At 72.9% G+C, this 18,581-nt stretch carries 19 protein-coding genes; 14 read left to right on the plus strand and 5 right to left on the minus strand.

What is annotated here, in order from left to right:
* Positions 1-29: 29 nt before the first annotated feature.
* Positions 30-1,079 (minus strand): septation protein SepH, encoded by a 1,050-nt coding sequence (gene sepH, locus ACFWUQ_RS27295; RefSeq protein WP_384543217.1) that lies wholly within the window; start codon positions 1,077-1,079, stop codon positions 30-32.
* A gap of 493 nt (positions 1,080-1,572) precedes the next feature.
* Between sepH and ACFWUQ_RS27300 the strand changes: the two genes are divergently transcribed.
* Positions 1,573-2,397: a hypothetical protein gene (locus ACFWUQ_RS27300; RefSeq protein WP_384543220.1), complete on the plus strand. Its 825-nt coding sequence runs from the start codon at positions 1,573-1,575 to the stop codon at positions 2,395-2,397.
* Positions 2,398-2,425: 28 nt separating this feature from the next.
* Here ACFWUQ_RS27300 and ACFWUQ_RS27305 read toward each other — a convergent pair whose 3' ends face one another.
* Together ACFWUQ_RS27305 and ACFWUQ_RS27310 are read right to left on the minus strand one after the other, a co-directional pair.
* The gene (locus ACFWUQ_RS27305) at positions 2,426-3,757 is read right to left on the minus strand and encodes a D-arabinono-1,4-lactone oxidase (protein ID WP_384543223.1); all 1,332 of its coding nucleotides are present in this window, start codon (positions 3,755-3,757) and stop codon (positions 2,426-2,428) included.
* The gene (locus ACFWUQ_RS27310; protein WP_384543225.1) at positions 3,705-4,964 is read right to left on the minus strand and encodes an MFS transporter; all 1,260 of its coding nucleotides are present in this window, start codon (positions 4,962-4,964) and stop codon (positions 3,705-3,707) included. The genes ACFWUQ_RS27305 and ACFWUQ_RS27310 overlap by 53 nt, the downstream gene beginning before the upstream one ends.
* A 175-nt stretch (positions 4,965-5,139) precedes the next feature.
* Here ACFWUQ_RS27310 and ACFWUQ_RS27315 point away from each other — a divergent pair, with 175 nt between their 5' ends.
* Both ACFWUQ_RS27315 and ACFWUQ_RS27320 read left to right on the plus strand, forming a co-directional pair.
* Complete coding sequence (locus tag ACFWUQ_RS27315) at positions 5,140-6,309, plus strand: ferrochelatase (RefSeq protein ID WP_384543228.1); 1,170 nt, start codon at positions 5,140-5,142, stop codon at positions 6,307-6,309.
* 23 nt (positions 6,310-6,332) lie between these two features.
* Complete coding sequence (locus tag ACFWUQ_RS27320) at positions 6,333-7,145, plus strand: inositol monophosphatase family protein (protein ID WP_384543231.1); 813 nt, start codon at positions 6,333-6,335, stop codon at positions 7,143-7,145.
* A 170-nt stretch (positions 7,146-7,315) separates the two neighbouring features.
* Here the strand turns inward: ACFWUQ_RS27320 and ACFWUQ_RS27325 are convergent, their stop codons facing one another.
* Entirely contained in the window at positions 7,316-7,495 is a 180-nt protein-coding gene (locus ACFWUQ_RS27325; protein ID WP_384543233.1) for a hypothetical protein, read from the minus strand.
* A 245-nt stretch (positions 7,496-7,740) separates the two neighbouring features.
* Here ACFWUQ_RS27325 and ACFWUQ_RS27330 point away from each other — a divergent pair, with 245 nt between their 5' ends.
* The 4 genes from ACFWUQ_RS27330 to ACFWUQ_RS27345 all read left to right on the plus strand — a co-directional run bounded on the left by ACFWUQ_RS27330 (position 7,741) and on the right by ACFWUQ_RS27345 (position 11,284).
* Positions 7,741-8,394, plus strand: coding sequence for a response regulator transcription factor (locus tag ACFWUQ_RS27330; RefSeq protein WP_030008767.1), 654 nt, complete (start codon positions 7,741-7,743; stop codon positions 8,392-8,394).
* A 3-nt stretch (positions 8,395-8,397) separates the two neighbouring features.
* Positions 8,398-9,648 (plus strand): sensor histidine kinase, encoded by a 1,251-nt coding sequence (locus ACFWUQ_RS27335; protein ID WP_384543235.1) that lies wholly within the window; start codon positions 8,398-8,400, stop codon positions 9,646-9,648.
* 382 nt (positions 9,649-10,030) lie between these two features.
* Positions 10,031-10,327, plus strand: a complete 297-nt coding sequence (locus tag ACFWUQ_RS27340) for a DUF4193 domain-containing protein (protein ID WP_030036261.1) — start codon at positions 10,031-10,033, stop codon at positions 10,325-10,327.
* A 12-nt stretch (positions 10,328-10,339) separates the two neighbouring features.
* The gene (locus ACFWUQ_RS27345; RefSeq protein WP_384543238.1) at positions 10,340-11,284 is read left to right on the plus strand and encodes a hypothetical protein; all 945 of its coding nucleotides are present in this window, start codon (positions 10,340-10,342) and stop codon (positions 11,282-11,284) included.
* Positions 11,285-11,322: 38 nt separating this feature from the next.
* On the opposite strand, the gene ACFWUQ_RS27350 is transcribed toward ACFWUQ_RS27345, so the two are convergent.
* Positions 11,323-11,790 (minus strand): DUF3093 domain-containing protein, encoded by a 468-nt coding sequence (locus ACFWUQ_RS27350; protein WP_384543240.1) that lies wholly within the window; start codon positions 11,788-11,790, stop codon positions 11,323-11,325.
* A 58-nt stretch (positions 11,791-11,848) separates the two neighbouring features.
* Here ACFWUQ_RS27350 and ACFWUQ_RS27355 point away from each other — a divergent pair, with 58 nt between their 5' ends.
* From ACFWUQ_RS27355 to ACFWUQ_RS27385, 7 genes are all read left to right on the plus strand, one after another.
* The gene (locus tag ACFWUQ_RS27355; protein WP_384543242.1) at positions 11,849-12,433 is read left to right on the plus strand and encodes a PaaI family thioesterase; all 585 of its coding nucleotides are present in this window, start codon (positions 11,849-11,851) and stop codon (positions 12,431-12,433) included.
* A complete protein-coding gene (dut, locus tag ACFWUQ_RS27360; protein ID WP_384543244.1) occupies positions 12,433-12,978 on the plus strand; it encodes a dUTP diphosphatase in 546 nt (181 codons plus the stop codon). The genes ACFWUQ_RS27355 and dut overlap by 1 nt, the downstream gene beginning before the upstream one ends.
* Position 12,979: 1 nt before the next feature.
* Complete coding sequence (locus ACFWUQ_RS27365; protein WP_384543247.1) at positions 12,980-13,765, plus strand: DUF3710 domain-containing protein; 786 nt, start codon at positions 12,980-12,982, stop codon at positions 13,763-13,765.
* Between the two features lie 198 nt (positions 13,766-13,963).
* A complete protein-coding gene (locus tag ACFWUQ_RS27370; RefSeq protein WP_384543250.1) occupies positions 13,964-16,636 on the plus strand; it encodes a DUF4118 domain-containing protein in 2,673 nt (890 codons plus the stop codon).
* On the plus strand, positions 16,633-17,319 hold the full coding sequence (locus ACFWUQ_RS27375) for a response regulator (RefSeq protein ID WP_384543253.1): 687 nt from the start codon (positions 16,633-16,635) through the stop codon (positions 17,317-17,319). The genes ACFWUQ_RS27370 and ACFWUQ_RS27375 overlap by 4 nt, the downstream gene beginning before the upstream one ends.
* 24 nt (positions 17,320-17,343) lie before the next feature.
* Entirely contained in the window at positions 17,344-17,763 is a 420-nt protein-coding gene (locus ACFWUQ_RS27380; RefSeq protein ID WP_384543255.1) for an OB-fold nucleic acid binding domain-containing protein, read from the plus strand.
* 3 nt (positions 17,764-17,766) lie between these two features.
* Positions 17,767-18,483: a DUF3159 domain-containing protein gene (locus ACFWUQ_RS27385; protein ID WP_384543258.1), complete on the plus strand. Its 717-nt coding sequence runs from the start codon at positions 17,767-17,769 to the stop codon at positions 18,481-18,483.
* The last annotated feature ends 98 nt before the right edge of the window (positions 18,484-18,581 follow it).

Consider the following 18,581-nt stretch of genomic DNA (forward strand, 5'->3'; position numbering starts at 1 on the left):
GCGGTGGCGCCTCCCGCGCCGCCTCTCGCCTACTCCTGCTTCTTGCGCCGGGTGCCGAAGACGATCTCGTCCCAGCTGGGCACCGCCGCGCGGCGCCCCGGTCGCACCCCGTCGGCCTCGGCCTGCCGGTCGGTGGTGCCCGTCAGCCGGTCGCGGTGGCCCGCCACCGTGCGGGGCATCAGGACGTCGGCGTACGCGGAGCCCGCGCCCGCCGAGGCGGCCGGGGCCGGCGGCTCCTCCGCCTCCGGCTCCTCCACGGGCACGTCCGTGCGGTCCGGCACGACCATGTCGCCGCGGAAGTTCGGGACGGCCTCCAGCAGGCTGGTCAGGGTGTCCCGCTCCTCCTCCGGATCGGGGGCCGGCGGGGCGGGCCGTTCCAGCTGCCGGTCGAGGGCGCGGTCCAGCGGTCGGTCGCGCGGCAGCCGCGCGATCCTCGGTACGAACGGGAAACTCGGCTCCGGGGTCGCGGGCAGGTCGTCCGACTCGCCGATCAGGGAGCGGGCCTCGTCGTCGACCGCCACGACCAGCCGGCGCGGCGGGTCGTAGGTCCAACTCGCCGAGTGCGGCTCGCCGGCGACCAGGTAGACGAGCAGGACCTCCCAGGTCCCGTCGTCGCGGCGCCAGGAGTCCCACTGCACGGACTCCTTCTCGGCCCCGCGCAGGGTCAGCCGCTCCTGCACGGCCTCGCCGAGCTGGGGGCCGGTGTTCTCGCCGGGGCGGCGTACCGGAGTCTTGCGCGCCCGCTCCGCCATGAACGCGCGCTCGGCGAGCACGGGGCCCTCGAAACGGCGTACGCGGTCGACGGGGATGCCGGCGAGCTGCGCGACCTCCTCCGCGGAGGCACCGGCCCGTATGCGGGCCTGGATGTCGCGGGGGCGGAGGTGGCTCTCGACCTCGATCTCGATCTGGTTCAGGCGCGCGCGGTCGTTGCGCACGGCAGCCCGCAGCCGCTCGTCGATCGGAAGCGTGTACTCCGTGCTGTCCCCAGCCTTGAGCACCAGTCGTGTGCCGTCATTTGAGACGGCCACGACACGCAGTTCGGGCATGGGGACCTCCCGGGTGGTGCCTGCCGACGTCACGTGCGTCGCTGCTTCCGCTAGTCGAGTGTGGCCTGCCCGGGTGCAGCCTGCCACAACCTTGCCGAGTTAAACCGGCGTGTCGGGCATGCGCCCTTGATCGCCGTTATGGCACGGTTACCTGTTGGGCACGCACAGTGACCGAGCGGTTACTGTGCGCAGCAGGAGCCCGTGCAATACCGCGGCATCACCGGTCTTGAGCGCCGTTTTCCATCAGCCGGCCCCCTCTCCTGGGTCCGGACATCCGTAAGGAAGGACGGCCCCAGGGCTCGCCACAGTACTCCATTCGGGCCACCCGGGTGGACCGCCGCGCCGCCGAAGTTCTCCCGGACGGCGGGAGTTGGCCTGCCCGCTGCCCGGCTCCACCTGCGCAAGTGTCTGATTCCAGGTGTCCTGCTTCACAGAATCCACAGAAACGGAACTAATCGTTTCGCTCGGGTGTCAGTAACTGCTGAGAGCGCCGACACGCGAGGGGCAGGGCACGCAGGAGATGGGGATGGGCCACAGGACGACGCGGGACGCCGGACCGGAGCGGCGGGACGCCGAACCGGAGAAGAAGAAGCTGGAACTGAGCGCGGCTCAGGTCGGCGGCAGCTCCCTGGCCACCGTCGCCGCGGCGCTGCTCGCCTCGCGGATGGGCGTCTACGGGACCATCCTGGGCGCCGGAGTCGTGAGCGTGGTCGCCACCGCCGGGGGACCCGTCATCCAGCACGTCTTCCGCAGCAGCGGCGACCGGTTGCGCGGGGTGCTGCGGTCCGGTGGCCGGCCGGCCACCGGCGACGCTCCCGTCCGGCCCCCCGGCGAGGGCGCGGTGGCGCCGCGTCAGGTCCGGCCCCCCGAGGGGTTCGGCGCGGCCACGGTCCACGGCACCCGGGTACGCGGCCACAGGCGTACGGCCGCGGCCGCGGGGCTGGCCTTCGCGCTGGCGATCGGCGGCATCGGGGCGTACGAGGCGGTCGCGGGCACCTCGGTCAGCGCCGACGGCGCCACCGTGCTGTCCGGCGGCACCCGCAAGGCGCCCGACCACCGGCCCGACCCGCCCGCGCGCGAACCGGGCGGGGGCGCCGGGGAGAAGGGCGGGACGCCCGGCCCGCAGCCCTCACCGCGCCCCTCGGGTTCGCCGCGGGGCGACGGCCGCGGCCCCGAGCCGAGCGGCCCGCCGTCCACGGGCCCCGGTCCGGGGACGACCCCGACCCCGACCGCGCCCGCGACGCCGAGCCCCTCGGACCCGCCGACCGCAGGACCGTCGCCCTCCGGCACCCCGGCCGCCCCGCCGTCGGCCGGGAACGGGGCCGGCCGGTCGGACGGGGCGGCTGACTAGCCGCCGGGGCCGGGTCGGCCGATCGCGGTCAGTCGCCCAGGACCCGCCGCAGGTAGTCGTTGCCGAACACCCGGTCCGGGTCCAGCCGGTCCCGCAGACCGGTGAACTCCCCGAAGCGCGGGTAGACCCCGGCCAGGTACTCGGCGTCCCGGGTGTGCACCTTGCCCCAGTGCGGCCGCCCGCCGTGGGCGGTGAAGATCCGCTCCGCCGCGGTGAAGTAGGCCTGGTACGGGGTGCCCCGGTACATGTGGACCGCGATGTACGCCGTCTCGCGGCCGGAGGCGGTGGACAGCGTGATGTCGTCCGCCGGAGCCGTCCGTACCTCCACCGGGAAGCTGATCCGCAGCCCGGAGCGCTCGACCGCCGCCTTCAGCTCCCGCAGGGCCTCGACCACCCGCTCGCGCGGAAGGGCGTACTCCATCTCCACGAACCGCACCCGGCGCGGGCTGGTGAACACCTTGTACGGGATGTCGGTGTACGTCCGCGCGGACAGCGCGCGGCTGGCGACGCGGGCGATGGAGGGTATGGCGGCCGGGACGGCGCGGCCCAGGGAGTTGGCCGCCTGGAACAGGCCGTTGGACAGCAGCTCGTCCTCGACCCAGGCGCTGAACGGGCCGGGCGGGGCGGCCGGGCCCTGGCTGCGGTTGTTGCGCTTGGTGTTGCAGTTGCCCGTGTGGGGGAACCAGTAGAACTCGAAGTGCTCGTTCTCCGCGACGTGCTCGTCGAACTCCGCGGCCACCCGGTCGAAGGCCATCGGCTCCTCACGGGCGGTCAGGAAGAAGAGGGGCTCCACCGCGAGGGTGATCGCGGTGACGACGCCCAGCGCGCCGATGCCCAGCCGGGCCGCCGCGAAGACCTCGGGGTTCTCCTTCTCGGAGCAGGTGAGCAGCCGGCCGTCGGCGGTGACGAGCTCCAGGCCGCGGATCTGCGCGGCGATGGAGGCGGAGTCGCGGCCGGTGCCGTGGGTCCCCGTGCTGGTGGCGCCGGAGACCGTCTGCTCCATGATGTCGCCCATGTTGGTGAGCGAGAGGCCCCGCGCCGCCAGGGCCCGGTTCAGGTCCTTCAGCACCGTCCCCGCCGCCACGGTGACCGTGCCGGCGGCCCGGTCGACCTCCCGGATGCCGGCCAGCGCCTGGGGGCGTACGAGCACCCCGTCCGTGGCGGCGGCCGCGGTGAAGGAGTGGCCGGTGCCGACCGCCTTCACCCGCAGGCCCTGCGCGGCGGCCCGGCGGACCACCTCCTGAAGCTCCCCGACCGAGGCCGGGGTCACCACGCGTGCGGGCGTGGCCGTGATGTTGCCCGCCCAGTTACGCCACGCGGTCGGTTCCCCGCTGCTCTTCCGTGCTGTCGCCGTCCCCATCGGTTGCTGGCTCCTCCCCTTGCGCCGGCATCGTCAGCCGGCGGTATCCCGCGAACGCCACCACGGCCGCGGCGACCCCCGCCGAGATGGAGACGACGTACCCGGTCCGCGCTCCGGCGGCGTCGACGACCCAGCCGGTCACGGAGGACCCCAGCGCGACACCGACCGCGAGGCCGGTGCTGATCCATGTCATGCCCTCGGTCAGCTTCGCGTGCGATACGTGCGCCTCGATCAGGGCCATCGTGGTGATCATCGTGGGAGCGATGGCGAGGCCCGAGACGAAGAGCGCCACGGCCAGGAACGGCAGGTTCCCGGCCAGTAGGAGGGGGATCATACTCACGGCCATCGCACATACGCCCAGTACCCAGCGGCGTTCGGTCCGGCCCTTGAGATGCAGCAGCCCGAAGGCGATGCCGGCGAGGCAGGAGCCGAGGGCCCAGACGGCGAGGACGAGACTCGCGGAGGACTTGCTTCCGCGCTCGTCGGCGAAGGCGAGGGTGGCCACGTCGATGGAGCCGAAGATCGCGCCGGTCGCTACGAACGTGGCCGTCAGTACCTGCAGGCCGGGGGAGCGCAGGGCCGAGGTGCGGTCCGAGTGCTCGTCGCGCGGGTGCGGCGCGGGCTCGGTGGACTTCTGCGCGGTGAGCAGCCACACGCCGACCATCAGGCAGACGGCGGCGATCAGCGGACCGGCCTCGGGGAACCAGGTGGTGGACAGCCCGATGGCGATGATCGGGCCGAAGATGAAGCAGACCTCGTCGACCACCGACTCGAAGGAGTAGGCGGTGTGCAGCTCGCGCGGGGAGTCCCGGTAGATCACGGTCCACCGGGCGCGGACCATCGAGCCGACGCTCGGCACGCAGCCGGCGACCGCGGCGCACACGAAGAGCGTCCAGTCCGGCAGGCCGTACGAGGCGGCCAGCAGCAGTCCGGTGACCGCGGCGACGGAGACCAGGGTGGCGGGGCGCAGGACGCGGCGCTGGCCGTACTGGTCCACCAGGCGGGAGACCTGCGGGCCGATCACCGCGGCGGCCAGCGCCAGGGTGCCGGTGAGCGCGCTCGCCATCGCGTAGCGACCGGTGATCTCGGAGATCATCGTGAGGATGCCGACGCCGACCATCGATATCGGCAGGCGGCCGATCAGGCCGGCGGCGCTGAACCCCTTGGTTCCGGGAGCCGCGAAGATCGCGCGGTAGGGACTGGGCAAGGGGGGCCCTCCGTAAGGGACGTCATCGGCCCATACAGGTTACGACCGCCCTCGGGGCACCCGCACGGGGAAAGCTCCGGGTGGTGGAACTTAGGGTCACCTTACCCGTGGTGGGAGGTGTGCGAGCGGCCGGGCCGCTTCTCGGCCGGCGGCGCCGGGTGGCAGGATTCGAGGCATGTCAGACCAGCTCATCCCGCCCGCCGGCGGACCCGCCGCCCCGTACGACGCCCTGCTGCTGCTCTCCTTCGGCGGCCCCGAGGGACCCGACGACGTGGTGCCGTTCCTGGAGAACGTCACGCGCGGCCGGGGCATCCCGCGCGAGCGGCTCAAGGAGGTCGGGCAGCACTACTTCGGCTTCGGCGGGGTCAGCCCGATCAACGCGCAGAACCGCGAGCTGCTGGAGGCCCTGCGCGAGGACTTCGCCGGGCACGGCCTCGACCTGCCGGTCTACTGGGGCAACCGCAACTGGGCCCCGTACCTGACCGACGTGCTGCGGGAGATGGTCCGCGACGGCCGGCGCCGCATCGCCGTCCTGGCCACCAGCGCGTACGCCTCGTACTCGGGCTGCCGGCAGTACCGCGAGAACCTGGCCGACGCGCTGGCCGCGCTCGCCGAGGAGGGGCTGGAGCCGCCGCGCGTGGACAAGCTGCGGCACTACTTCAACCACCCCGGCTTCGTCGAACCCATGATCGACGGAGTGCTGACCGCGCTCGCCGCGCTGCCCGAGGACGTCCGGGCCGGCGCGCACCTGGCCTTCACCACGCACTCCATCCCGACCGCCGCCGCGGACACCTCCGGCCCGGTCGAGGACCACACGGCCGACGGCGCGGGCGGCGCGTACGTCAAGCAGCACCTCGACGTCGCGCGGGTGATCGCGGACGCCGTGACCGCGGGTACCGGCCGGACGCACCCCTGGCGGCTCGTCTACCAGTCCCGCAGCGGCGCCCCGCACATCCCCTGGCTGGAACCGGACATCTGCGAGCACCTGGAGGCCCTCCACGGGGCCGGCGCGCCCGCGGTGGTCATGGTGCCCATCGGCTTCGTCTCCGACCACATGGAGGTCCTCTACGACCTCGACACCGAGGCCACCGCGAAGGCCGCGGAGCTGGGCCTGCCCGTGGCCCGGTCCGCGACCGTGGGCGCCGACCCGCGGTTCGCCGCGGCGGTACGGGACCTCGTGCTGGAGCGGGCCGCCACGGAGCGCGGCGAGGCCGCCGAACCGTGCTGGCTCGGCACCCTGGGCGCGAGCCACGACCTGTGCGCCGTGGGCTGCTGCCCGGCGCGGGCGCCCCGGCCGGCGGCCGCCGGCGCGGACAGTCCGTACACGTGGGGAGCGGGAGCTTGAACTGCGAAGAAGTGTCCGAAGCCATGTCCGAAGAGCCGTCCGGGGAACTGATGGCGGAACTGCTCGCCGCGGGACTGGAGGCCGCCCGGCGGGCGGGCGCCCTGCTCCGTGACGGCAGGCCGGCCGATCTGGCCGTGGCGGCGACGAAGAGCAGCCCCATCGACGTGGTGACCGAGATGGACATCGCGGCGGAGAAGCTGATCACCGGCTTCCTCGCGGAGCGCCGGCCCGGGGACGGGCTGCTCGGCGAGGAGGGCGCCGACGTGCCGGGAACGAGCGGGGTGCGCTGGGTCGTCGACCCGCTCGACGGCACCGTGAACTACCTCTACGGCCTGCCGAGCTGGGGTGTGTCGATCGCGGCCGAGTTCCGGGGCGAGACGGTGGTGGGCGTGGTCGCGGCGCCGATGCGCGGCGAGACGTACCACGCGGTGCGCGGCGGCGGGGCGTGGACGGGCGGGCGGCGCCTCGCCTGCCGGGCCGGCGCGCCGCTGGACCAGGCGCTGATCGGGACCGGCTTCGCGTACGTCCAGGCCCGGCGGGTCCAGCAGGCCGAGGTCGCGCGGCGGGTCATCCCGATGGTGCGGGACATCCGGCGCGGCGGGTCGGCGGCGCTGGACCTGTGCGACGTGGCCGCGGGCCGGCTCGACGGGTACTACGAGCGGGGCCTCAACCCGTGGGACCTGGCGGCGGGGGAGCTGATCGCCCGCGAGGCGGGCGCCCTGACCGGCGGCCGCCCGGGCGAGCCGGCGTCGGGGGAGCTCGCCGTGGCGGCGAGCCCGGCGGTCTTCGCCTCCCTCCAGCCGCTGCTGGAGGAGGCCGGCGCCTGGCACGACTGACGCCGGACGCGGGGCGTCGGTCGCCGGGCGTCGGACCCCGGACGCAGGACGCGGGGCGTCGGCTCGTGCGCCGCGGGCGGATGCGCGGGTGCGCGGACATGACGGGACCCCGGGCGCCCGAGGGCGGCCGGGGTCCGGCGTGGAGGTCCCGGGGGTGGGATTCAGAGGATTCAGAGGGCCGGCACGGGAACGGAGACCGGTACCCCGTGCTCGGCGGCGAGGCGCTGCAGGTCCTCCAGCTCAGCCAGCTCCACTTCCGCGAGGAAGTCGTCGCCCGCCTCGCGGGCCTGCCTGAGGTCCGACTGCGTGGTCCTGATGCGCTGCAGGAGACCCGCGGTGAATGCGTCCATGGTGGGTTCGCCCCCTCTTCGTGGGTCGACGGCGGCGCGTGGCGATCCGCCGTCAGGGAGTGGATGGGGTGTGACCTCGTCCTCCCCGGCACTCCGGGCCCAGAAACCTCGCGAAGCCAAGGAATCCACACTTCCGCCCCGCCAGGCCCTCCGAGCACCGCCTTACAGCCGGTTTACGGCCGAAACGGGCAGGATGGGCGACGCAATACACGTGTGCCCTTCTGGGCTCGAAGGAAGGAAACGACGTGCGCGTACTCGTCGTCGAGGACGAGCAGCTGCTCGCCGATGCGGTGGCCACCGGGCTGCGCCGGGAGGCCATGGCCGTGGACGTCGTGTACGACGGCGCCGCGGCCCTGGAGCGCGTCGGAGTGAACGACTACGACGTGGTCGTGCTCGACCGGGACCTTCCGCTCGTGCACGGCGACGACGTCTGCCGGAAGATCGTCGAGCTGGGCATGCCCACCCGCGTGCTGATGCTCACCGCCTCGGGCGACGTGAGCGACCGCGTGGAGGGCCTGGAGCTGGGGGCGGACGACTACCTGCCCAAGCCCTTCGCCTTCACCGAGCTGACCGCCCGCGTGCGCGCCCTCGGCCGGCGTACCACCGTCGCCCTGCCCCCCGTACTGGAGCGCGCCGGGATCAAGCTGGACCCGAACCGCCGCGAGGTGTTCCGCGAGGGTAAGGAGGTGCAGCTGGCTCCCAAGGAGTTCGCGGTGCTGGAGGTCCTCATGCGCAGTGAGGGCACCGTCGTCTCGGCGGAGCAGCTGCTGGAGAAGGCCTGGGACGAGAACACCGACCCCTTCACCAACGTGGTGCGGGTGACCGTGATGACGCTGCGCCGCAAGCTCGGCGAGCCGCCGGTCATCGTGACCGTGCCCGGCTCCGGATACCGGATCTGACGCATGGCAGCCACCCCGGCGCCACCCGCGGCGCCACCGAAACCGACCTGGGACCCCGGCCAGCCCGAGGGTCCCTTCCCTTGGCTGCGGCCGACCATCCGGATACGGCTCACCCTGCTGTACGGCGGGATGTTCCTGATCGCGGGCATCCTGCTGCTCTCGATCATCTACCTGCTGGCCGCGCAGGCCCTGCGGGAGGGCAACGCCCTGCCGTTCAAGATCGTCGGCGGCAGCCAGGTCCAGGTCACCAGCACCACCTGCCCCGGTGTCAACAGCGGCAGCGGCCTGACGATCGACGAGTTCTACACCGCGATCAGCCAGTGTGCCCTCGACCAGCGCCGGCACGCCCTGGACGACCTGCTCAGCCGGTCGCTGATGGCCCTGCTGGGCCTGAGCATCATCGCCTTCGCCTTCGGCTACGCGATGGCCGGCCGGGTGCTCTCACCCCTCGGCAAGATCACCCGGACCGCCCGCCGGGTGGTCGGCTCGGACCTGAAGCGGCGGATCGAGCTGGACGGGCCGGACGACGAGCTGAAGGAGCTCGCCGACACCTTCGACGAGATGCTGGAGCGGCTGGAGCGGGCCTTCACGGCTCAGCAGCGGTTCGTGGCGAACGCCTCGCACGAGCTGCGGACGCCGCTGGCGATCAACCGGACGCTGCTGGAGGTCCACCTCTCGGACCCCGGGGCCCCGGTCGAGCTCCAGCAGCTCGGGAAGACCCTGCTCGCCACCAACGAGCGCAGCGAGCAGCTGGTCGAGGGCCTGCTGCTGCTGGCCCGCAGCGAGAACCAGATCGTGGAGCGCAAGCCCGTGGACCTGGCGGAGGTGGCCTCGCGCGCTCTGGACCAGGCCCGCGCCGAGGCCGAGGCGAAGGGCGTGGAGATCCGCGGCGAGCGGGCCCCCGCCGTGGTCCAGGGCAACGGCGTACTGCTGGAGCGGATCGCGCTCAACCTGGTGCAGAACGCCGTCCGGTACAACGTCGCGGAGGGCGGCTGGGTCGAGGTCACCACCGAGGCGCAGCACGGCCAGGCGGTGCTCCTGGTTTCGAACACGGGTCCCGTGGTTCCCGCGTACGAGGTGGACAACCTGTTCGAGCCCTTCAGGCGGTTGCGTACGGAGCGCACGGGCAGCGACAAGGGGGTCGGGCTCGGCCTCTCGATCGCGCGCTCCGTGGCGCGCGCGCACGGCGGAAGGATCCAGGCGACGCCCCGGGAAGGCGGTGGCCTCGTGATGCGTGTCACTCTTCCCTTGTGAGTCGCGCGACCCGTGTTCGCTGTGGGCTGAACTGTTGGCGCATGCAGGCACCGCTCTCTGTGTGATCGATCACAGGGGCGGGTGTCGGGCCATGTGCGTTCAGTGACCCCACGGCGGCCGGAACGCCCGGGAAGTCCGGGTTTCCGGCCCCCCGAATGGCGGGAAATACACGGGGTGGCGTTTGTGCAAGACGGCCCCCGGACCGTGTACGGTCCCGGTCGTCATCCCAGCCAATCGCACCTCCCGGTGCACGGCTGGGTGTCGATTGAGTAACAGACCTTGATGTGAGGCAAAATCTCCGCCTCAGGTCGGGCACAAGTCCGGCCTCTCGCGCGTTACGTGCGCTGAGACACCGCTAACACCCAGAGGGGGAGAGCGAACAATGGCAACGGACTACGACACCCCACGCAAGACCGACGACGACGTCGACAACGACAGCATTGAAGAGCTGAAGGCCCGGCGCAACGAGAAGTCGTCCTCGTCCGTCGACATGGACGAGTTCGACTCGGCCGAGAGCCTTGAGCTTCCCGGCGCGGACCTCTCCAACGAGGAGCTGGCCGTCCGGGTCCTGCCCAAGCAGGCGGACGAGTTCACCTGCATGAGCTGCTTCCTGGTGCACCACCGCAGCCAGCTTGCGCGTGAGAAGAACGGTCAGCCGATCTGTCGCGACTGCGACTGAGAGGCATCGGCCGTGGCTGGCTCGACACCCTTTCGGAAGCTCCGCTTCCGGAAGTCTGGTGATTCGGCGGAGGCGGTGGGAGCCCACGACCCGGCAACGGGTCCTGGAACCCCCGTCGACCCCGCCATCGAGGCGTCTGCCGTGTCCTCCGACACCGCTCCGGCGGTGCCGTCGGCCACGGAGGCCGACGAGGGATCCCGGCGCAGGCCCGGGGCTCGTCGGCTGCAAGCCGTCAAGCACGGTGTACGCACGGGCGGCGGAAGTGTCAGGGTCGTCGCCCTGTACATCGCTGAAAGGATCATCGAGAACGCACCACGCGTTCCGGTTCGGGACCTCGCGACCCTGCGCGCGCAGTTCCCGGGCCTCGGCCCCGACGAGCTCGCGGACAAGCTGATCGCGGGCGCCGCCAACGCCACCTCGACGGTGGGCGCGGGCATCGGCGCGGCGGCCATGCTGCCCGTCCCTCCCGCCATGCCGGCGGAACTCGCCGCTGAGATCACCGGCGTCGCGGCCATCGAACTCAAACTCGTCGCGGAGCTCCACGAGGTCTACGGCCGCCGGCCGGCCGGCGGTCTGAAGGACCGCAGCTTCGCCTACCTGACCGCGTGGACCGAGGAGCGCGGGGTCGACCTCACCAAGCCGACCACGCTGAACGCGGCGCTCGGCGGCCAGATGAAGCGCGAACTGCGCCAGCAGATCACCAAGCGGATGGTCCGCAACCTGCCGAACCTGATGCCCTTCATGATCGGCGCGGCCGTCGGAGCGGTCATGAACCGCCGCGACACCCGCAAACTCGCCGAGAAGGTGCGTGGCGACCTGCGGAGCCGTGCGGTGCCCTGGGACGCCCTCCCCGCCCTGCCGCCCCTTGAGCGCCCCTCCCAGCCCCTTCCCGAGGCCACCGTGGCCGCCGCCCTGGAGGGGCTCCGGCAGGAACCCCCCTCGCAGACGACCGACTAGCCGCCCCGGGACGACCCGCGGCCGCGCGCCGGCCCGCCCTACGGCGTGTCCGCGCCCTTCGCCGCGATGACCGCCGCCCGCAGGGCCTCGGGCTCGCGCGTGGAGACGTACACGTACGGGGTCGGGTCGGCCGGGTCGGTCACCTCGATCCGGACCGCCGTCGGCACGTAGCTGCGCATCAGCATGAAGGCGCGGGTGTCGGCCCTGTACGTGCGCCAGGCCCGCGCCTGCTCGGCGTCCAGGACCTCGGGCTCACCCAGCGCCGCCACCGGGATGCGCGCGTCCCCGGCGGCCAGCGCCCCGTTCACCACGCGCACGCGCGCGGAACCGTACGAGCTGACCAGCAGCCCGGCCAGCGCCGAGCCGCCGACGAGCCCGGCCAGCAGCGGCAGGGTGCCCAGCGGCAGCAGCATCAGCGCGCACGCCAGGCCGATGAGCGCGGCGATGCCCCACCAGGAGCCGGGGGCGGTCAGGCGTTCGTCGTGGTGCGCGGGGGAGGGCTGCATACCGCCAAGCCTGCCACGGGGCGACCGGCGGGTAGCCGCGCGGGTAAGGTCTGCGGCTGTGAGTGGACGAAACACAGCGTTGACGCCCCCGGCCGACGCCGCCGCGCCGGTCAGGCATCCCGACGCCCCGGCGCCCGGCGAGCTCCTCGGTGCGCACTACGAGCACTGCTTCGGCTGCGGCGGGGGCCAGCCGCACGGACTCCACCTGGAGGCGCGGGCGGGCGAGGGCGTGCGCGTCACCGCCGAGTTCACCGTCAAGGCGGCGCACCAGGGCGCCCCCGGCCTCGCGCACGGCGGCGTGCTCGCCACCGCCCTCGACGAGACGCTGGGCTCCCTGAACTGGCTGCTGCGCGTCATCGCCGTCACCGGGCGGCTGGAGACGGACTTCGTCCGGCCCGTCCCCGTGGACACCGTGCTGTACCTGGAGGCCGAGGTCACCGCGGTGGCCGGCCGGAAGATCTACTGCACGGCGGTGGGTCGCACGGGCGGCCCGCAGGGCCCGGTCGCACTGCGCGGCGACGCCCTCTTCATAGAGGTGAAGGTCGACCACTTCATCGACAACGGACGGCCCGAGGAGATCCGGGCGGCGATGGCCGACCCGGACCAGGTCAGGCGCGCACGCGCCTTCGAGGTGAACCCCTGATGTCCCACAACAGCAACGGCCCGCGTCACGACGTCGACGTGCTGATCCGCCGCATCGACCCGGACGTTCCGATTCCGGCCTACGGCCACCCCGGCGACGCCGGCTGCGACCTGGTGACCACCGAGGCCGCCGAGTTGGCGCCCGGCGAGCGCACGGTGCTCCCCACCGGGGTGTCCGTCGCGCTGCCCGACGGGTACGCGGCGTTCGTGCACCCGCGCTCGGGCCTGGCCGCCCGGTGCGGGCTCGCGCTCGTGAATGCCCCCGGGACGGTGGATGCCGGGTACCGTGGGGAGATCAAGGTGATCGTGGTCAATCTCGACCCTCGCGAGAGCGTCCGGTTCGAGCGTTTCGACCGCATTGCCCAGCTGGTTGTCCAGCGGGTCGAGAAGGTGCGCTTCCACGAGGTGGCGGAACTTCCCGGCTCGGCCCGGGCCGAGGGGGGTTTCGGCTCCACCGGCGGTCATGCGGCCGTGGCCGGATCCGGCGCTGGTCAGCAGGGTGGGAATGGCTACGCTTCGGTCGTAACCGACCGGGAAGGACAGTGACGTGTTCGGACGTCGCAAGAAGAACGACTCCGCCAGGGACGGCGGCGCGGCCGAGCAGGTCGTTGACGGCGTCGGCGCCGACGAGCTCGACGACGCCGGGCAGCGGGACGACTCCGCCGCACCGCGCCGCGTGAACCTGCCGCCGGCCCCCCGTCCCGACGGCCCCTGGGACATCTCAGAGGTGCCCGGCAACCCGGCCGAGGGCCGGGTCGACCTGGGCGGCATCCTCGTCCCCGGCGTCGAGGGCATGGAGCTGCGCGTCGAGGTCGCCGGTGACGCGATCGTCGCCGCCACCGTCGTCCTGGGCGACAGCGCGGTGCAGCTGCAGGCCTTCGCCGCACCCAAGAAGGAAGGCATCTGGGGCGAGGTCCGCGAGGAGATCGCCTCCGGCATCACCCAGCAGGGCGGCATCATCGACGAGGTGCAGGGCGCACTGGGCTGGGAGCTCCGCGCCCAGGTCCCCGTACCGCTCCCGGACGGACAGACCGGCGCCCAGCTGGTCCGCTTCGTCGGCGTCGACGGCCCGCGCTGGTTCCTCCGGGGCGTCATCTCCGGCCAGGGCGCGGTGCGCCCCGAGTCGGCGGGCGTACTGGAGCAGATCTTCCGGGAGACCGTCGTCCTGCGCGGCGACGGCCCGATGGCTCCCCGCGACCCGATCGTCCTGAAGCTGCCCAACGACGCCCAGATGGTGCCGGACGGCGTGCAGACGGAGGACCAGGAAGGCTCCCGCTTCGGCGGCGGCATGGGCCAGCTGGAGCGCGGCCCGGAGATCACCGAGGTCCGCTGACCTCCCCCCCCCGTCCCGTCCCGGATCCCGCCGCAGGGCGGGCCCGGGACGCCGGACCCCCGCTTTCGGCCGGTGGGCCCCACCCCCTTCGGGTGGGGCCCACCGGATTTCGCGCGGGCGCGTCAGGGATCCGTCAGGGATGGCCGCGCAGTGCCCCACCGGTGCGTGGGCGGCGCGGCCGTCGCCGAGAATGGGCGCATGGGACGCGGCAAGCTCAGGATCTATCTCGGCGCGGCGCCCGGTGTGGGCAAGACCTACGCGATGCTCTCCGAGGGCCACCGCAGGGTGGAGCGCGGCGCCGACTGCGTCGTCGGCTTCGTCGAGCACCACGACCGGCCGCGCACCGAGGTCATGCTGCACGGCTTGGAACAGGTCGAGCGCAAGGAGCTGGCGTACCGGGACGCGGCCTTCACCGAGATGGACGTGGACGCGCTCCTCGCCCGCCGGCCGGCCATAGCGCTCGTGGACGAGCTGGCGCACACCAACGTGCCCGGCTCGCGCAACGCCAAGCGGTGGCAGGACGTCGAGGAACTGCTGCGGGCCGGCATCGACGTGGTGTCCACCGTCAACATCCAGCACCTGGAGTCCCTCGGGGACGTCGTCGAGGCGATCACCGGGGTGCGGCAGCGCGAGACGGTGCCGGACGAGGTGGTCCGGCGGGCCGACCAGGTCGAGCTCGTCGACATGTCCCCGCAGGCCCTGCGGCGCCGGATGGCGCACGGGAACATATACAAGCCGGACAAGGTCGACGCGGCCCTCTCCAACTACTTCCGCCCCGGGAACCTGACCGCCCTGCGCGAGCTCGCGCTGCTGTGGGTGGCCGACCGGGCCGACGAGTACCTCCAGCAGTACCGCGGCGAGCACGGGATCCGGTCCACCTGGCAGGCCCGGGAGCGGATCGTCGTCGGGCTCACCGGCGGGCCGGAGGGACGTACGCTCATCCGCCGGGCCTCCCGGGTGGCGGCCAAGGGCTCGGGCAGCGAGATCCTGGCCGTGTACATCGCCCGCAGCGACGGGCTCACCGCCGCCTCGCCCAAGGAGCTCGCGGTCCAGCGGACGCTCGTCGAGGACCTCGGCGGAACGTTCCACCACGTGATCGGCGACAACATCCCCGAGGCGCTCCTCGCGTTCGCCCGAGGGGTCAACGCCACCCAGATCGTCCTCGGATCCAGCCGCCGCCGCCCCTGGCAGTACGTCTTCGGCCCCGGCGTGGGCGCGACCGTGGCCCGCGACTCCGGTCCCGACCTCGACGTGCACATCGTCACCCACGAGGAGGCCGCCCGGGGGCGCGGCCTGCCCGTCGTCCGCTCGGCCGCCCGCCTGGGGCGGCCCCGGCTGGTCGCCGGCTGGGTGGTGGGCGTCCTGTGCCCGGCCCTGCTGTGCCTGCTGCTCACGCACATCGACGCGGACCCCGGCATCGCCAACGACATGCTGCTGTTCCTGGCGCTGACGGTGGCGGCCGCCCTGCTCGGCGGCCTCTGGCCGGCCCTGGCCTCGGCCGCCGTCGGCTCGCTGCTGCTGAACTACTACTTCGCCCCGCCGCTGCACCGGTTCACCGTGTCCGACCCCCGCAACATCGTCGCCATCGCCGTCTTCTTCTGGGTCGCGGCCTCCGTGGCCTCCGTGGTGGACCTGGCGGCCCGGCGCACCCACCAGGCCGCGCGGCTGCGCGCGGAGTCCGAGATCCTCTCGTTCCTGGCGGGCAGCGTGCTGCGCGGCGAGACCACGCTGGACGCGCTGCTGGAGCGGGTCCGGGAGACCTTCGCCATGGAGTCCGCGGCGCTGCTGGAGCGGGCGAACGACGTCGAGCCCTGGAACCGGGCCGCCGGCGTGGGCCCGAACCCCGCCGACCGGCCCGAGGACGCGGACGTGGACATGCCGATCGGGGACCATATGGCGCTGGCCCTGTCCGGACGGGTGCTCCCCGCCGAGGACCGCCGGGTCCTGGGCGCCTTCGCGGCCCAGGCCGCCGTGGTCCTGGACCGGCAGCGCCTGGTCGGAGAGGCCGAGGAGGCCCGCCGGATGGCGGAGGGCAACCGGATCCGGACCGCGCTGCTGGCCGCCGTCAGCCACGACCTGCGGACCCCGCTGGCCTCCATCAAGGCCTCGGTCACCTCGCTGCGCTCCGACGACGTGGAGTGGTCCGAGGAGGACCGCGCCGAACTCCTGGAGGGCATCGAGGCCGGTGCCGACCGGCTCGACCACCTGGTCGACAACCTGCTGGACATGTCCCGGCTCCAGACCGGTACCGTCACCCCGCTGATCCGGGAGATCGACCTCGACGAGGTGGTCCCGATGGCGCTGGGCGGCGTACCGGAGGACAGCGTGGTGCTGGACGTGCCCGAGGCGCTGCCGATGGTGGCCGTGGACCCCGGCCTGCTGGAGCGGACCGTGGCGAACGTGGTGGAGAACGCCGTCAAGTACAGCCCGGCGGGAGCGCCCGTACTGGTCGCGGCCAGCTTCCTCGGCGACCGGGTCGAGGTGCGGGTCGTCGACCGGGGACCGGGTGTGCCGGACGAGGCCAAGGACCGGATCTTCGCCCCCTTCCAGCGGCACGGGGACGCGCCGCGCGGGGCCGGGGTGGGGCTCGGGCTCGCGGTCGCCCGCGGCTTCGCCGAGGCCATGGACGGCAGCCTGGCGGCCGAGGACACCCCAGGGGGCGGGCTGACCATGGTGCTCACCCTGCGCGCGGTGACCCGGGGCCGGGAGCCGGGGCCGGTCACGGTGGACGGCGAGCAGCTGAGCCGCGGCCCGACGGGCCCCCGCTCCGATTCCGATTCCGATGCCGAAGCCGGGGCCGAAGGCGGTCCCGCCCCCGCCCCCGACCCCGTGACAGGCGATCCGATGCGACAGAAGGCAGGACCCCGATGACCAGGGTGCTCGTAGTGGAGGACGAGCCGCAGATCGTCCGAGCCCTCGTGATCAATCTGAAGGCGCGCAAGTACGAGGTCGACGCGGCCTCCGACGGGGCGAGCGCCCTGGAGCTCGCGGCCGCCCGCCACCCCGACGTGGTCGTCCTCGACCTCGGGCTGCCCGACATGGACGGCGTCGAGGTGATCAGGGGGCTGCGCGGCTGGACCCGGGTGCCGATCCTGGTCCTCTCCGCCCGGCACAGCTCCGACGAGAAGGTCGAGGCCCTGGACGCGGGGGCCGACGACTACGTCACCAAGCCCTTCGGCATGGACGAGCTGCTGGCCCGGCTGCGCGCGGCCGTACGACGGGCCGAGCCCGCCGCCGGTACCGGCGAGGGCGAGGTCGTCGTGGAGACGGCCGGCTTCACGGTGGACCTGGCGGCGAAGAAGGCCGTCCGCGCGGGCCGGGACGTACGGCTCACACCCACGGAATGGCACCTGCTGGAGGTCCTCGTCCGCAACGGCGGCAGGCTGGTCAGCCAGAAGCAGCTGCTGCAGGAGGTCTGGGGCCCTTCGTACGGAACCGAGACGAACTACCTGCGGGTCTACATGGCGCAGCTGCGCCGCAAGCTGGAGGCCGACCCCTCGCATCCGCGGCACTTCATCACCGAACCGGGCATGGGATACCGCTTCGAGAGGTAGTGGGGGCGCCGGTACGCTTCCTGTATGAGTGCTGAACCGCGTCCCGAGAAGCCCGCGAAGCCGGTGAGGCCGGCGGGCCGGTTCCGCCGGATGATAGAGCGGCTGTCGACCTCGCAGGAGGAGCTGCATTCGGCGGAGCTGCAGGAGGACGCAGAGGCCGCGGGCTGCACGCGGATCTGCGACTGCCACGACCGCCAGATAGTCAAGGTGACCGGGACGCTGCGTACGGTCACCCTGCGGCCGAGGGCGGGCGTCCCCGCCCTGGAGGCGGAGCTGTTCGACGGCTCGGCCGCACTGGACGTGGTCTGGCTCGGGCGTCGCTCGATCGTGGGAATCGAGCCCGGCCGACGCATGATCGCCTCCGGACGCATTTCCATGAGCCACGGCCGTCGGGTGCTCTTCAACCCGAAGTACGAACTCCGACCGCTCGGACAGGAGCAGTAACCGGTGACGTCACTCGACAAACCGACCACGCCAGAACCCGGCGCCGCGCCTTCGGAGGACCAGAAGGCGGTGACGCAGGCGGCGCTCTTCGACGCCTTCGGGGGCATCCGGGGCACCGTGGAGACGATGCTGCCCGGACTGCTGTTCGTGATGATCTACACGATCAACAAGGACGTGAAGATGTCCGCCATCGCGGCGGGCGCCGTCGCGGTCCTGCTCGTGATCGTGCGGCTGCTGCGCCGGGACACGGTCAAGCACGCCTTCAGCGGTGTCTTCGGCGTGGGCGTGGGCGTGGCCTTCGCCCTCTTCACGGGCAGCGCCAAGGGCTTCTACCTGCCGGGCATGATCTACGGGGTCGGCCTGGGTGTCGCCTTCACGGTGTCGGCGCTGGTGGGCTTCCCGCTGCTCGGCGTGATCCTGGGGCCGGTGTTCAAGGAGAACCTGTCCTGGCGCACCCGCAACCCCGGCCGCAAGAAGGCCTACACGAAGGCCAGTCTGGCCTGGGGCATCATCTTCCTGGCCAAGTACGCGATCCTCTTCCCGATCTACTGGTGGGGCGACGCCACGCAGTTGGGCTGGGTCCTGATCGCGCTGAAACTCCCGCCGATGGTGCTGGCGGTGTACTTCACCTGGCTCTTCCTGGCGAAGGCCCCGCCGCCGATCGACGTGATCGCGGAGTGGGAGGCCAAGGAGGCCGCGGCGGAGCAGCGCAAGGCCTGACGGCCCGCGGCCCGCATCGGACGAGGGCCGGGCCGGGCGGTGACCGCTGCGGCCGGGGCCTCATGCGGGAGAGCCGAAGGGGGCGGGCGACCGACCGG

Source organism: Streptomyces sp. NPDC058662 (assembly GCF_042716255.1).
In the GTDB taxonomy this organism is placed as follows: domain Bacteria; phylum Actinomycetota; class Actinomycetes; order Streptomycetales; family Streptomycetaceae; genus Streptomyces.

Excerpts from the sequence above, each read along its gene's own strand:
- ACFWUQ_RS27300 (WP_384543220.1), top strand. The coding sequence starts at position 1,573 with ATGGGCCACAGGACGACGCGGGACGCCGGACCGGAGCGGCGGGACGCC.
- ACFWUQ_RS27305 (WP_384543223.1), bottom strand. The coding sequence starts at position 3,757 with ATGGGGACGGCGACAGCACGGAAGAGCAGCGGGGAACCGACCGCGTGG.
- ACFWUQ_RS27315 (WP_384543228.1), top strand. The coding sequence starts at position 5,140 with ATGTCAGACCAGCTCATCCCGCCCGCCGGCGGACCCGCCGCCCCGTAC.
- ACFWUQ_RS27320 (WP_384543231.1), top strand. The coding sequence starts at position 6,333 with ATGTCCGAAGAGCCGTCCGGGGAACTGATGGCGGAACTGCTCGCCGCG.
- ACFWUQ_RS27325 (WP_384543233.1), bottom strand. The coding sequence starts at position 7,495 with ATGGACGCATTCACCGCGGGTCTCCTGCAGCGCATCAGGACCACGCAG.
- ACFWUQ_RS27335 (WP_384543235.1), top strand. The coding sequence starts at position 8,398 with ATGGCAGCCACCCCGGCGCCACCCGCGGCGCCACCGAAACCGACCTGG.
- ACFWUQ_RS27340 (WP_030036261.1), top strand. The coding sequence starts at position 10,031 with ATGGCAACGGACTACGACACCCCACGCAAGACCGACGACGACGTCGAC.
- ACFWUQ_RS27350 (WP_384543240.1), bottom strand. The coding sequence starts at position 11,790 with ATGCAGCCCTCCCCCGCGCACCACGACGAACGCCTGACCGCCCCCGGC.
- dut (WP_384543244.1), top strand. The coding sequence starts at position 12,433 with ATGTCCCACAACAGCAACGGCCCGCGTCACGACGTCGACGTGCTGATC.
- ACFWUQ_RS27370 (WP_384543250.1), top strand. The coding sequence starts at position 13,964 with ATGGGACGCGGCAAGCTCAGGATCTATCTCGGCGCGGCGCCCGGTGTG.
- ACFWUQ_RS27375 (WP_384543253.1), top strand. The coding sequence starts at position 16,633 with ATGACCAGGGTGCTCGTAGTGGAGGACGAGCCGCAGATCGTCCGAGCC.
- ACFWUQ_RS27380 (WP_384543255.1), top strand. The coding sequence starts at position 17,344 with ATGAGTGCTGAACCGCGTCCCGAGAAGCCCGCGAAGCCGGTGAGGCCG.